Here is a 12,685-nt window from a genome sequence, read left to right as displayed (position 1 = left end):
TTGGTGAAAAATATGTAAAAGAAATTTAGAGTGAGGACTCGCCGCGCTTCTTGGTTCCTACATCTATGGCGTCATCTACATTATAGATGAATATCTTGCCTTCACCTGACATGCCAGTACTTGCATGAGATGTTATGGCATCCACAACTTTGTCCACCATGTTATCGTGTACTACCACATAGATGTTTATGTTCACATTATAGGCAGATTGAAATCGTCCACTTCTACCGGATGAGACCATCTCTCTTGGTCTTTTTCCTCTACCTTTTGCTGTGAAATATGTGAAGCCACCGATGTCAAGTTGCGTTAATGCACTAAAGACTGGCTCTAACTTGTCTTCTGGAATTACAGCTTCTATTTTCTTCATAGCTAGATTCATTGCAACTATGAAATGCTTTTATTAAAATTATTGCTTAGAAGTATATTCAAGAAGAACTAATATCATAGAAAGATAATTTTAGGATAAAATACCTTTTATAGAACAAAATCCCAATTTTGAAAGAATGAGCGAATCTAAAGTCAAGAAGGTTCCAATCGTAGGAAAAGTTCAAGAAAAGCTCAAACAAGGAATAGATAACTACAGAGCAGCAGGTGACGCAGCACCAAAATTTGACGTCTATGATGTGATAGAAGAAGTTTTTGCAGCAATTAATCCAACAGTAGCTGACGAAGGTAAAGTAACAGTTGATGAGGTCAGCGGTTGCTTGCGAGCTTCATATCTGGATAGAAAGATCCATCTGAGAAAAGTCACAAACAGATGATGTCAAAAATTATGCAAAAGAGTGCATTGAGCATCATGGAAAAACCCGTAACGGGAGAACTTGATGCAGGCTCTGGCGTAAAACTAGTTGGTACAGCAGAAAGAGTTGAAGACGATGTAGCGATGGTGTTCAAGGCAGTAGATGAATTACCAGAAATGCCATATCCAGAACACTTCATACAACTGAATTCGTATCTGCACATGTTTGACAAACCTGAAGGAGTGATTGTCTACTTCGACAAGGAAGGAAATGAAATGGAATTCCAAGTTCCAAGAAGTAACAGACTCATGGGTGAAACCAAACGTAGAGCTCGTATATTGAACACATTGTTGAAAAATAATGTAGCTCCTACAATCGAACCATCAGAGAAATGCCTCGAATGTCCTCATAACGAAAAATGTTACTACACATCTGAGGACAAGGTAAAGTGGGGATTCTGGGCTCGTGGAAAATGGCGCGAACTTAAACCCAAAGACAGCATCCTATAACTACACTTTTTTATACTTTTATTTTATGGAATACCAATAATTGTATTTGATTTTTCATCTCTGATCACAACTGAATTTTCTGGAATCCATTCGTACGGTGTAACTAGATATTCCATGCCTCCAATTGCCAGTGTGACATATTTGTATCTTGTAACTAGTTGCTTATTTCCCACAGATCTAATTATGCAGAGTAGAATTATGTACTCCTATATTTCAATAAATTAATTCTCATCATTCTTGAGGAAAACGCGAGTTTTGTACGGTTTTGGCAGATCTTTGTGATAGTAGAGTGCCTTGATTCCATGTTCAAAAGGCATTATCTTAATCGAGTCTGTTGGTTGTAACGTATTGTCAGTTTCTCTGAGATACTGGCTTCAGTTCTCTCTCAGACATACTGAGAATTTCATCTACACTTTTTCTGCTTGGTTTCAATATGTAAAAAATTCAACTCTTGTATATAATGTAGCTTTCTAATGTTTCATTATGAATAATAGTTCAATAGGTCTAATGTTAAATACAGTAAATGTTTTCAAACGTTTTGTATGGTTGACACTAAAATTGATTGGTTTGATGATTTTCTAGGTCTTGGATACCACATGTATGATGTTAAACCAACAATTTTCCTAATGTTTGATGGAAGAAAAAAGGTTGGCAATATTTGGAACAAAATAATAAAATATTTTCCAGACGATGAGATAAAAATCAGATTTGTAGAAAAAGAGTCTAATTATGACTTTGTTCTTTACTGTCAATCACGCATATTGTCAACTACATGGGTTTTCTTAAAATCTCTCAAGATTTCTGAACATTACAAACAATTCAAAGAAGACTATGAAGGCACTGCCAATCTGAAGCTTGCACTGTATATCCCAAAAAAAGAAACATATGAACTTGAGATATTCAAATATATAAAAAGAGTCACGGACGTCAAATTTCCAGCCGAATCTGAAATAGAACAAGATTTCATACTGTCAAGGTCAATTAAGAATCTGCAGAGTAGACCTGACAAATATTGATGACGAATCTCTGAAATAGATTTTGAAAACACTACATGTGTGATTTTAGCAAATTTATCCAGTCAGTCCAATCCAAGCTATAATACATCAATGGTTGTCTCTGTGGGTAGCTTATCACTGATCTTGTTATTGCAAAATCATATTTTTTTAACTGGTTTTTTTTATCCTTGAACGTTATTCTCAGAAAATTCACTTTTCTTATTGTAACGCTTTCTGCATCTACTAGGGAATTTAACGGGCATATCCAGCTCTTGGAATTCTTGGATATGTCCTCATCTAGATCCGCCTCGGAATAATGGGCAAGTTTTGTTACTTTGGCCTTGTCATCCCCAAAGTACTTTTCTCTCTCTTTTGACATGAGTTGCAGGAATCTTGGCACAAAGATCAGGTTTTTGTTTGTTAATGCAAGAACTCCTTCCTTGCTTTTATGGAAGAAACCTGATAATCCGTGAGCAATGTCCCAAATCTTTGGAAGAGAGGCTGTGATGTACTCATCATCATCGATATTAATTCTCATTAAAATGATGCAACCTGTTATAGTAAATCAATCTATCTTGTTGATATGAAAATATTAAAAATAACGTGGATTTTATGGATGGCCTTCGCCTTCAAATGTCATTCCATAAGTTCCGACATGTTTGCCTTCTTTGATTCTCTTGTATCGATACGCCCTTTCACCAAAGTAAATGGCAATCGTAATTCCAAGAGCAACTGCGGTTGCAACGAATATAGTTATGTCCGCTTCTGCCATGTCAAACATACTTTGTAGCTTGTATAATAATTTTTTTTAAGATTTTTTGAAATTTTATGATACCATGTTTGATGATCAAAATGGCGATCAGTTGTTACTGTATCATAAAAAGAAGTTTTTAGGATAAAATACCTTTTATAGACGGCACCTTCTCTACGAAAAGATGTCGGAAACAATCTCGAGAATGCCATTACAGATACTATCTAAGCACAAATGGCCTATCGTTTTTGCCCTGGCAACATTGGTTGTTACAATGTCAGGATTCACTGCAATGCAAGAGGCCAACGCACAATTTGGTCCGATTGGTAATCTTGCCAATCCTCAAAAGACAAATGAAATTCACTGTGGTCAAGCAATGACGCCACCAGGCAACGGAACTTTTGGTGGTAGCGAAGCTCCATGTATTGATACGGGAGACACGACCTTCATGTACATCGCAGCTTGTATCGTCATGATTATGACTCCGGGAGGTGTAGGCTTCCTATACGGTGGCTTGTCACGAAGAAAACAGGCACTCATGGTGATCTTACAAAACTTCATGGTATATTCAATTGTCAGCGTTCAGTGGGTCATTTGGGGCTATTCAATCATGTTCGGTCCATCTGCAGATCCATATGGTTTCATTGGAAACTTGGATTGGGTTGGACTCAATAACGTCTTCCATAATGCACCAGCTGATGTTTATGCACCAACAATTCCACATTTGGCCTATGTGATGTTCCAGCTCATGTTCGCTGCTATCACACCTGCATTAGCAATCGCAGGATATGCTGATAGAGTGAAGATGAGTGCGTTCCTAATACACATCGTATTATGGACTACGTTCATCTACGACTTTGTTGGACATGCAAACTGGTCACTTGGAAGTCAGGGTACTTCGGTAGGTTGGTTAGCTAAAATAGGAACAGAAGACTTTGCAGGGAGGTACAGTCATCCACATTACATCAGGTTTTGCTGGATTAGCTGCAGCCATGTTCCTTGGACGAAGAATAGGTTATGGAAAGGCTCCATTTGAACCTCATTCGATTCCGCTAATCATGTTAGGTGCTATACTCCTCTGGTTCGGTTGGTTCGGTTTCAACCCAGGAAGCGCAGGATTTGCAGGTTTCCTTGAAACACAAGCATTCCAAAACACAAACCTTGCAACAGCTGTTGCAGCAATTTGGTGGATGTTTTTGGCTTGGGCTCACACTGGGAAAGCGAGTGCGATAGGTGCTTGTAACGGAGCAGTAGCCGGACTTGTGGCAATTACGCCAGCATCTGGATTCATAGGCACATGGGCATCAATAATTGTAGGCTTTGCATGCGCAACTGTCTGCTTCTATTGTGTCCTGATAAAGAATAGGGCAAGAATAGATGATGCTCTAGATACTTGGGGTGTACACGGAATGGGCGGTGTACGTTGGTGCTCTCTTAACGGGTGCATTTAGCGAAACACGTATCAATCCGTATGGTCACAATGGACTATTCTTTCGGAAACCCAATGCAGTTTGTGATAAACTGTGAAGGTGCAGGATTCGGTGCAGCATGGTCATTTGGTATCACATACATCATATGGAGAATACAGGATGCAATTTGGCCTGGTGGTGTAAGAGTAACGCCAAAAGAGGAAGAGATAGGCTTAGACTTGGCACAAGTAGGAGAAAGGGCATACTCGCAGTTTGCGGAGTAGCGCTTTCAAGAACCCCTTTATTTTTCTGTTTATTTTCTATTGGGTACTTAAAATATGATCAAAATGAGACTTGAGTTTGTATTGATTTTAGAAACGGTAAAAAGGATGGGGGCTTAGACTCAAGCGATGGTCGATAGATGGCTAGTATTTTGTGGCTTGCAATTTGTAAGTGGAATGCATAGGATTTTTGTGGTCGATTTTATACGCGAACTCCGATCTTCATGTTTATTGGGAGGTTTCTTTTTCTCACTTGGCGTATTTGCCATAACGCGATGGGGATACGATAGGTGGAAGTCAAAACAAAAACCAAGACGACGCAAATAAAAATTTCAAACTTTTATTGTAATTTAAAATAATTTTTTAGAGATTAGGTTTGTTTATATCAACCACATTACGAGGATCCTTGATATTATTTGTCCAAAGCCAATCGTCTCGTTTGAACAGAAAACGAAGATTGCTAATTTTTGCAGTAATTACAGCTATAGGAGTAACGGTTGCACTTTACAATGCATTAAACGGCTTCAATTACACACATTCAAAAGAATGGAGTTTTGATTCTTATCAAAATAATACTGCGCCTGCAGACTTTGCGCCTTTTCAATTAAATTCTCCATCGGGACTGTGGATGGTAAAGTCTGATAGCTCGGCTCCATCGCCGCCTAATGTGCTAGTAGCATCGCCTGTAGCGAACAGCTCGGGGTACCATATGCAAATAATGCCAAACTCTCCTATGGTATCTGATGCACAAATAAGCGTGAAAATTAAGATAATTCCAGGTCATGCTGTAGAACAAGCAGGCCTAATAGTGCGTTTTATGGATCCAAGTCACTATTTTGTTCTGGTATTGGACCCACTGAATAATAGAATCTCACTGTGCAAATCCGACACTGAATTCCTAATTTGTAATTACGAAGCTCACGCTATAGTCAGTGTAGGGACAGTGGCATACATTGCAAGCCACCATATCGTCCCAAGGCATAGGCGGTTGGTTGGATGGTGTAGAGTTTATCAAAGCCAATAATCCAATACTATCTGACAGGACAAGTTGGATTGTGGACCAAGGATGATACTGGAGCAGATTTTGATGATCTGTCAATAAACTATTGATAACTCAATAATTTTCGATAACAGATTTACAAATTGAAAGTTTAATAAAACGATTATCTGAAACCAAAGTATGTTATTTGGAATTTTTGCCGTATACATAATCCTAGAATCATATCTGTTGAAACAACACTCAGAAGCAAGAAAATTTTTCTTGAAATTGAAAATAAGCTGAAATTGAACATCAAGAAATTTCATGTATCTGAAGATTGTCGCATTCTACATGTCGGTACTTGGACATGAATGGGATAATCATCCTGGATGGAAAAAGTGCACATGACATAGAACATCTTTGCATCGCTACTAGAATTTCGTCGATAAGTACGATGAAAAGTCGTACTCTGCAATCAATTTTCAAGATACTAGTAAAGCTACTAGTATCTGAAAATCGTGTATGCGTAGGCGTACATTTTCACTGTGCCTCAATAGGCAGGAATTAGTATGGCAAAGACCAAGGATTTGCTGTGAGCTCAGATAATGATAACAACACTAAACGAGTCGGCCTCAAAAGTCAACTAGTTCTTGCGTTAATTCCAAGTTTTATTTCGCAGATGATTGCATTTTATCGAATCAAAAAAGTGTTTTATGGAGTTATAGTTGAGGTTGTAATTTTTTTCATTGCACTGGTAATCAACTTGGCAATATCTTGGCCTGCCGGAATGATAATTGCCTTGCCGATAACAGTTGGAGTGCCAACATATTACATCAGAAAGTGGACTTTGGAATTTAATCGTGAAAATAAAGGATTATTCAGATAAGTAAACTATCAAGTCGGGGACTTTAATAAAATGAAAAGAGAGGGGGTGATTTTTCTAAATCACTTGCCAAGGTCTTGTTGCAAATGTAACCGCATAACCGACTCCAATGATTATTGATTGATATACAATGTTTGTATATGGAATTGGTTTTACGATTGGGTCGCCTGTTACGACTATTGTTTGTCCTGGACCAAGACCTGGACCGATGCTTGCTATGTTAAGCTGCGTATGCATGTGATATACTGCTGGTTCTAGAGCTCTAATTGTGAGCTTGTATGGAACCACTCCGTTTGCTGGAATCGTGATTACGTTTCCAGGTGGATCTCTTGCGACGATCTCCCATCTGTTACCTGCGTTTGGAGAGTCACCGTATACTGTGTACCAGCCTCTTAGGTCTCTGTTTACGAGGCTCGTAAACTTGCCAGAGTCTGTCAGAGTATCGCCTGTTTGGACAGATTGTTTAGACCAAGTCTCATCGTCTATCCTAACGAAACGGCTTTGCAGCTGTGCCTGTACACCGTGAGCTTCTGCATGTTGGAACATTTGTGCAACTGATGGTCCAACTGCTCCGAGTGCGACTATCACACTGATTGCAGCTACAATAAACTTCTTATCGACCATATCGCTTAACTAATCCAACTGACAAACAACAATGATATATGTTTTGCCCTGCCTGTTGTCGATCTGAAATAAACGTGAGGCAAATGATGATTAACATCCATGTTCATCATGGTGGCATTGATTATTTGCTACTAAATTAATACTAGTATTTCATTCTGGAGTTAGATATATTTTATAATTTTTAGGCTAGATATGTAATAAATAGAATTAATATTGTAGTTTCTATAACTGATACTTTAAATAAACAATTAACAACTCACCATACATGGCACAAATGCCGGCACTTATTCCAAAAGAAGTTGAGATCCAGAGACTGAAGAAGATCTGGATGATCATCATCGCAATGGGATCTGTCGCTGCATCAGTAGAGGTCGACAACTTTGTTGACGGCTCTTTACATCAAACATCCATCAGAGACAGTGCCTTCACACCAGCACACTGGTGGTTATACAGCCACTTTATTGCTCTACCATTAGGTTGGGCTTCAGTAGCAATGTATGACAGAAAGGTACCAATCCTGAGAGGTCCAAACAACTCGATGAATACTGGTCTTAAGATGACTATTCTAGGTTATCTTGCAACCATGTTTACAATCGGTGTTAATGAATTGTGGCACTTTTGGTATGTAGAGGAAATCTTTGCAGTTCCAAACCACTGGATGTTCAATATGGGTGTAGTCGTAGCATTCATGGGCGCACTTGCCTATGTAGTTAGAGTCTACGCACGTCTTGTCGAACTTGGCGCAGAAACACCAGGTGAGAACCCATACGTTGCAGAGATGTACAAGATGGCCTTAGAAGGCAAACTGTACAGCAGATCAATCCCATAAACACGCGCACAACGCGCATTTTTTCTTATTTTTGAGATCAACTAATGTGAAATTAGTGCTTTCGTTCGGGAAAAACTTAAAAGCAAATGCCTTTCTAATTAAGCCAAATGACCTTACCAAAAGGATTCGGTTCAGGTGGCGGCGCCTCAAGTTCTGATGTCTCCAAGATGATTGGTAGACGTATAGAGAACTACATTGGTCCAATCACAGGCATATTCATTGCCTTGTGGCTAGGCACATGGGGAGGAGTTGCCGTTGCAGTTACCTACTATCCGTGGGCATATCCACCGCCAAGTGCACATTTTGCACTGACTGTTTTGACCATCATTGAGTCTATTGGATACCTATTCTGTGTTAAAGTAGCAACAGAGGGTACAGATAAGGCAAAGACATACAATGGTCTTATCGCAGGTGTGATCGCAGCAATCGCCGTCGCAACAGTTTTGACAGATTGCTTCTTCTTCGGATAAAAGGAATATCCATTTTTCCTTTCTTTTATTAAATACGCCTCAGCCTAGGCTTTCTATAATGCTGATCTCGTACATCATAAAATTTTATATACATCACCTAGTCATTAGTAGCTAATGGTCTGGCTAAGACGATGTACTCACTACTTATTCATAGTAGTGGTAGCAGTAAACTCGACCTTGTTGACAATCAACGCGGGAGACTACATCTTCTATACTGACTGGGCATGGACATCATATGTGATATTCACTTTATCACAATCATTGATGCTCGCAGTCGGTGCAGCATATTACCTTACGTTCACTGGTGTACCAGGAACAGCAACCTACTATGCGCTGATAATGACAGTGTATACATGGATTGCAAAAGGTGCGTGGTTCTCCTTAGGATATCCGTACAGCTTCATCGTTGTACCAATATGGATCCCATCTGCAATACTGATGGATCTGGCGTATTGGGCAACCAAGAGAAACAAGCACATGCTTATCTTGGTTGGAGGTGTGCTGTGTGGAATGTCAATGTCGATGTTTAACATGGTTAATCTATTGACAATAGATGATCCATTAGAGACTGCATTCAAGTATCCAAGGACTACATTGCCTCCATACATGACTCCTATAGAACCTCAAGTCGGAAAGTTCTATGATAGTCCTGTAGCGTTAGGTGCAGGTGCGGGCGCAGTTTTGACAGTCACAATGACTGCATTAGGCTGCAAATTAACAACCTGGACTTACAGATGGATGGCAGCTTGGTCTAAATGGGACTAAAACCCCCTTTTCCTTTTACTTTATTTTATTAGGACTAGCCTTAGGTTTCCTCAACATCACTTTGATTAAAAAAAGTTACACAATGTGTGATCTTTTGTTATCATCGTAGAGGAAATTCTATTTTGAAATTATTCTGTATTGAAGCAAGAATATAGATTAATTTCATCTACACCAAAGCCCTTTGTAAAGTGGGCTGGAGGAAAAAGACAACTCTTGCCTGTGATTGCAAATCATGTTCCAAAGTTTGAGAGATATTTTGAACCATTCTTGGGCGGAGGTGCAGTGTTTTTCAGCCTGGTCTCTCAAGAAAGACGTGTCAAATGGTTTGTCTCTGATTTGAATTCTGATCTAGTCTTGTCTTATGTTACAATACGAGACCGAGTAAAAGAATTGATTTCTGCCTTGGAATTGCATTCTGCATATTATTCAAAGAACGCAAGTTCATACTATTACAAGATTCGCGAGAGCAACCCAAAAGGCCAGATTGATAAGGTATCAAAACTCATCTTTCTCAACAAGACATGTTTTAACGGACTGTATAGGGTAAACAGCAAGGGAAAATTCAATGTGCCTCTTGGCAAGTATGTCAATCCAAATATCGTAAACAAGGAAAACCTTCTTGCAGTAAGCGAGATACTACAATCAAAAGAGATCTCAATTAAATGCCAGGATTTTGAGCGGGCACTCAAAAATGCATCAAGTGGAGACTTTGTCTACCTGGACCCGCCATACCAGCCAGTAAGCGAGACTGCAAACTTTACAAGCTATACAGGAAAAGATTTCGGTTACGAGGACCAGGAAAGGCTGTTTGCCAAATTCAAGGCACTAGACAAAAAAGGGGTCAAGGTGTTGTTATCAAACTCAAAATCTGATGAAATCATAGAACTATTCGACGAGTTCTCTGATGGTATTATAGAGATAAATGCAAATCGATTCATAAACTCTGTATCCAGAAAAGAACTGGCCACACTGAACTTTTGATTAAAAATTACTAGTGTCTGGCGGTATCATCAGATAAAGTAAAATCAGAGATGCTTTAGAGTTGTAAAGTGTGAGCAATACAGAAAAAAGTGATCTATTGCATCTTGCTGAATCTGTAAGTGTGGAACTCTTGGAGGAAAAAAAGCCGCTGCACGACATACTGTTGGCATGCAAGCAGATATGCAAAACACTCCAGATCTTGGACGAGAATTACTGGATAGAACTTGAATTAAATGGATATCTGGTAAGATACAAGACTCGGGACCAACTTTACGATAACCTACCAAACTATAGAAAAACTGACTGGAAGTTCTATGATCTGTACGGGAACATGATATCTCTGCCGCCTGACATTGCGAATCTTTTTGGCAAATCAATCATATATCACTCTGTGGCGGATCTTGAAAACAGCAATCAGATTGTAATAGGGAATCAGTTTTTTGAAAAATTCAATAAATTCATCACTGACCATGGGATGGATTATGCGTCAAAAAACGTAAGAATACATGAGGCAAAAGTCTCAAAAAATGAGATAAACCAGGTGTTAACGGGACTCAAGAGCAGAACTCAGGAATTTCTTGACGGTATCATATCGATTCTTGAATTTGGCCAAGTGTCATAGCCACATAACTGATTTCTAAATTTAGTGATTCGCTTCAGGCAACTCATGAAAAGTTAATCTTCTGGTTTCACCTTATCTTATCATTGTTAGGGGTTGGCAAGGATTCAAAAGTATTCTGTCACAATCTACTGATTCCAGTTGTACTTTTAGACTCTAATCATTCAACAACTATTGGCCAAATTTTTGATGCCAAGAAAAGGAAAACATGAGCTCGTTTGGTTCCATCGGCGGCCTGTTGATAGGACTCTTAGGTTTGTTAGCTGCCGCTTACGGGTTAAATCCTACTACCCCTTATGCAAGCCAGGCCTTCTCGGTAGGTGTTGTGGGCGCAGCAGCTGGCGGTATTATTGTTTGGCTAAGTGGTAGAAAACCAAGAAAAAATATCCTTGTTCAACAATCTGAAAACAACTCTTCAAAGAATGATTCTTTTCAGGAACTGATAAAATACAAGAATCTTTATGAAGGGTCTCCTGTCATGCAGCGAACTGTTAACACTGATGGAATAATAATTGAGTGCAACCAAATATACGTGAAGAACTTTGGTAATGAAAAAAGCGACATTATTGGAAAATCCCTCTTTGAACATACAGCTGAGCAGAGCAGAGAGAATATGCAAAAAACATTTGAAAGCTGGAAGAAAAGCGGCAGGGTTGAAAACGAGGAGATCTGGCTTAAACGAAAAGATGGTAGTACATTTCCGACCTTGCTTAGTGCAAATAACATATACGACGACAAAGGCCGATTAATTGGAAGTAATACCATGATAAGAGATATTTCTGAAACTTATCATGCGCACAAAATCGTGGATGATCATGAAAGGCAAAAAATCCAACTCGATGAATTGAAGAAGATGGATGCACTAAAAGAGGAGTTTTACATGATGGTCTCAAAAGAATGTCAAATACCTACAGAACGAGTAAAAAAGTACTGTGATATTCTAAAAGATTCTGTAGCTGGAAACCTAGACGCCAAACAGCTTGAAACAGTAAATGAGATTCATAACAATGCTGGTAAATTAGAACAATTAATACAAGACATAATTGATGTGCAAAAACTCAACGGCAACAAAATGGAATTTAAAAAGGAAATATTGCAAGTTGATGAATTTATGCGCAATATGGATGATGTTTTCTCCCCCAATGATGGAAGAAAAGAAGATTGAATTTGTCTCTCATGCCTCTACAAAATATGCACTTACTAGCGATAAAATGCGCTTGAAGCAGGTGTTTTACAATTTGGTACAAAACGCAGTTGACTTTGTTCCGCAAGAGGGGGGAAAAATTGAGATTTCAGCACGTGAGGAAGGAAATTCCATCTTATTTCATGTCAAAGATAACGGAATAGGAATATCTGAGAAGAGAAAAGAATCAGTTTTTAAGAAATTTTACCAGGTGGAATTATCCTTTAAAAGAAAATATGGAGGAAGTGGATTTGGACTGGTCATCTGTAAGGGGATTGTAGAAAATCTTGGCGGAAAAATTTGGTTTGAAAGTAAGGAAGCGGAAGGAACCACATTTTATTTTTCAATTCCAAAATAAAGTCATCAAAAAACATTAAGCTTCGAACGGGATTCGATCCCGCGACCTTTACCTTACCAAGGTAACGCTCTACCAGGCTGAGCTATCGAAGCATGACATGCTCGCTCTTGTGAATCCTTATTAATCTTACTTGGTTTTGAAAATATTTTTCATAAAACGTTTAATTTCTCCAAACTTGTGCTAATAAAACGCAGGAGTCGCCGAGCCTGGCCAAAGAAGGCATGGCCTTTGGATGCGCGGGACTTAAGATCATAAAAATGGGTGATCCCGTCTCTTAGGGGTTCGTGGGTTCAAATCCCACCTCCTGCA

20 protein-coding genes and 2 tRNA genes are annotated in these 12,685 nt (G+C 39.0%); 16 read left to right on the top strand and 6 right to left on the bottom strand.

Going from position 1 to position 12,685, the window contains the following annotated elements; all coding sequences use genetic code 11:
- Nucleotides 1–25 precede the first annotated feature (25 nt).
- Nucleotides 26–379, bottom strand: a complete 354-nt coding sequence (locus DYY67_RS04545; RefSeq protein WP_166391137.1) for a P-II family nitrogen regulator — start codon at nucleotides 377–379, stop codon at nucleotides 26–28.
- Nucleotides 380–503: 124 nt separating this feature from the next.
- Here DYY67_RS04545 and DYY67_RS04540 point away from each other — a divergent pair, with 124 nt between their 5' ends.
- Nucleotides 504–761, top strand: coding sequence for a hypothetical protein (locus DYY67_RS04540; RefSeq protein ID WP_166391135.1), 258 nt, complete (start codon nucleotides 504–506; stop codon nucleotides 759–761).
- Nucleotides 758–1,249 carry a hypothetical protein gene (locus tag DYY67_RS04535; RefSeq protein WP_166391133.1) on the top strand — a complete coding sequence of 164 codons (492 nt, stop codon included), beginning with the start codon at nucleotides 758–760 and terminating at the stop codon, nucleotides 1,247–1,249. The genes DYY67_RS04540 and DYY67_RS04535 overlap by 4 nt, the downstream gene beginning before the upstream one ends.
- Before the next feature lie 23 nt (nucleotides 1,250–1,272).
- On the opposite strand, the gene DYY67_RS04530 is transcribed toward DYY67_RS04535, so the two are convergent.
- Nucleotides 1,273–1,422, bottom strand: coding sequence for a hypothetical protein (locus DYY67_RS04530; RefSeq protein WP_166391131.1), 150 nt, complete (start codon nucleotides 1,420–1,422; stop codon nucleotides 1,273–1,275).
- A gap of 369 nt (nucleotides 1,423–1,791) precedes the next feature.
- Between DYY67_RS04530 and DYY67_RS04525 the strand changes: the two genes are divergently transcribed.
- Nucleotides 1,792–2,265, top strand: a complete 474-nt coding sequence (locus DYY67_RS04525) for a hypothetical protein (RefSeq protein ID WP_166391129.1) — start codon at nucleotides 1,792–1,794, stop codon at nucleotides 2,263–2,265.
- A 31-nt stretch (nucleotides 2,266–2,296) separates the two neighbouring features.
- Here DYY67_RS04525 and DYY67_RS04520 read toward each other — a convergent pair whose 3' ends face one another.
- Nucleotides 2,297–2,782: a hypothetical protein gene (locus DYY67_RS04520; RefSeq protein WP_166391127.1), complete on the bottom strand. Its 486-nt coding sequence runs from the start codon at nucleotides 2,780–2,782 to the stop codon at nucleotides 2,297–2,299.
- 72 nt (nucleotides 2,783–2,854) lie between these two features.
- Nucleotides 2,855–3,016 carry a hypothetical protein gene (locus DYY67_RS04515; protein WP_166391125.1) on the bottom strand — a complete coding sequence of 54 codons (162 nt, stop codon included), beginning with the start codon at nucleotides 3,014–3,016 and terminating at the stop codon, nucleotides 2,855–2,857.
- Nucleotides 3,017–3,179: 163 nt separating this feature from the next.
- Here DYY67_RS04515 and DYY67_RS10735 point away from each other — a divergent pair, with 163 nt between their 5' ends.
- From DYY67_RS10735 to DYY67_RS04500, 5 genes are all read left to right on the top strand, one after another.
- Nucleotides 3,180–4,031: an ammonium transporter gene (locus DYY67_RS10735; RefSeq protein ID WP_255492806.1), complete on the top strand. Its 852-nt coding sequence runs from the start codon at nucleotides 3,180–3,182 to the stop codon at nucleotides 4,029–4,031.
- Nucleotides 3,988–4,446 carry an ammonium transporter gene (locus DYY67_RS10730; protein WP_255492805.1) on the top strand — a complete coding sequence of 153 codons (459 nt, stop codon included), beginning with the start codon at nucleotides 3,988–3,990 and terminating at the stop codon, nucleotides 4,444–4,446. Before DYY67_RS10735 ends, DYY67_RS10730 begins: the two co-directional genes overlap by 44 nt.
- A 29-nt stretch (nucleotides 4,447–4,475) precedes the next feature.
- A complete protein-coding gene (locus tag DYY67_RS10725; protein WP_255492804.1) occupies nucleotides 4,476–4,688 on the top strand; it encodes a hypothetical protein in 213 nt (70 codons plus the stop codon).
- A gap of 436 nt (nucleotides 4,689–5,124) precedes the next feature.
- Nucleotides 5,125–5,709, top strand: a complete 585-nt coding sequence (locus DYY67_RS04505; RefSeq protein WP_166391123.1) for a hypothetical protein — start codon at nucleotides 5,125–5,127, stop codon at nucleotides 5,707–5,709.
- A gap of 547 nt (nucleotides 5,710–6,256) precedes the next feature.
- Entirely contained in the window at nucleotides 6,257–6,550 is a 294-nt protein-coding gene (locus DYY67_RS04500; protein ID WP_166391121.1) for a hypothetical protein, read from the top strand.
- Between the two features lie 54 nt (nucleotides 6,551–6,604).
- On the opposite strand, the gene DYY67_RS04495 is transcribed toward DYY67_RS04500, so the two are convergent.
- The gene (locus tag DYY67_RS04495; RefSeq protein WP_166391119.1) at nucleotides 6,605–7,171 is read right to left on the bottom strand and encodes a methane monooxygenase/ammonia monooxygenase subunit B; all 567 of its coding nucleotides are present in this window, start codon (nucleotides 7,169–7,171) and stop codon (nucleotides 6,605–6,607) included.
- 265 nt (nucleotides 7,172–7,436) lie between these two features.
- On the opposite strand from DYY67_RS04495, the gene DYY67_RS04490 reads away from it, so the two are divergent.
- From DYY67_RS04490 to DYY67_RS04460, 7 genes are all read left to right on the top strand, one after another.
- The gene (locus DYY67_RS04490; protein WP_166391117.1) at nucleotides 7,437–8,000 is read left to right on the top strand and encodes a methane monooxygenase/ammonia monooxygenase subunit C; all 564 of its coding nucleotides are present in this window, start codon (nucleotides 7,437–7,439) and stop codon (nucleotides 7,998–8,000) included.
- Nucleotides 8,001–8,107: 107 nt separating this feature from the next.
- Entirely contained in the window at nucleotides 8,108–8,470 is a 363-nt protein-coding gene (locus DYY67_RS04485) for a hypothetical protein (RefSeq protein ID WP_166391115.1), read from the top strand.
- A 114-nt stretch (nucleotides 8,471–8,584) separates the two neighbouring features.
- Nucleotides 8,585–9,235, top strand: coding sequence for an ammonia monooxygenase (locus DYY67_RS04480; protein ID WP_166391113.1), 651 nt, complete (start codon nucleotides 8,585–8,587; stop codon nucleotides 9,233–9,235).
- 138 nt (nucleotides 9,236–9,373) lie between these two features.
- Nucleotides 9,374–10,216, top strand: a complete 843-nt coding sequence (locus tag DYY67_RS04475) for a Dam family site-specific DNA-(adenine-N6)-methyltransferase (RefSeq protein ID WP_166391111.1) — start codon at nucleotides 9,374–9,376, stop codon at nucleotides 10,214–10,216.
- 70 nt (nucleotides 10,217–10,286) lie between these two features.
- Nucleotides 10,287–10,838 (top strand): AbiTii domain-containing protein, encoded by a 552-nt coding sequence (locus DYY67_RS04470; protein ID WP_166391109.1) that lies wholly within the window; start codon nucleotides 10,287–10,289, stop codon nucleotides 10,836–10,838.
- A 205-nt stretch (nucleotides 10,839–11,043) separates the two neighbouring features.
- Nucleotides 11,044–12,000: a PAS domain-containing sensor histidine kinase gene (locus tag DYY67_RS04465; RefSeq protein WP_166391107.1), complete on the top strand. Its 957-nt coding sequence runs from the start codon at nucleotides 11,044–11,046 to the stop codon at nucleotides 11,998–12,000.
- The gene (locus DYY67_RS04460; RefSeq protein WP_166391105.1) at nucleotides 11,978–12,376 is read left to right on the top strand and encodes a sensor histidine kinase; all 399 of its coding nucleotides are present in this window, start codon (nucleotides 11,978–11,980) and stop codon (nucleotides 12,374–12,376) included. The genes DYY67_RS04465 and DYY67_RS04460 overlap by 23 nt, the downstream gene beginning before the upstream one ends.
- A gap of 18 nt (nucleotides 12,377–12,394) precedes the next feature.
- On the opposite strand, the gene DYY67_RS04455 is transcribed toward DYY67_RS04460, so the two are convergent.
- Nucleotides 12,395–12,468, bottom strand: a tRNA-Thr gene (locus DYY67_RS04455).
- Nucleotides 12,469–12,566: 98 nt separating this feature from the next.
- Between DYY67_RS04455 and DYY67_RS04450 the strand changes: the two genes are divergently transcribed.
- Nucleotides 12,567–12,685, top strand: a tRNA-Leu gene (locus DYY67_RS04450).

Origin of the sequence: Candidatus Nitrosotalea sp. TS (assembly GCF_011319465.1) — an archaeon.
GTDB lineage: Archaea > Thermoproteota > Nitrososphaeria > Nitrososphaerales > Nitrosopumilaceae > Nitrosotalea.
This window is presented reverse-complemented; position numbering and strand designations above follow the sequence as displayed.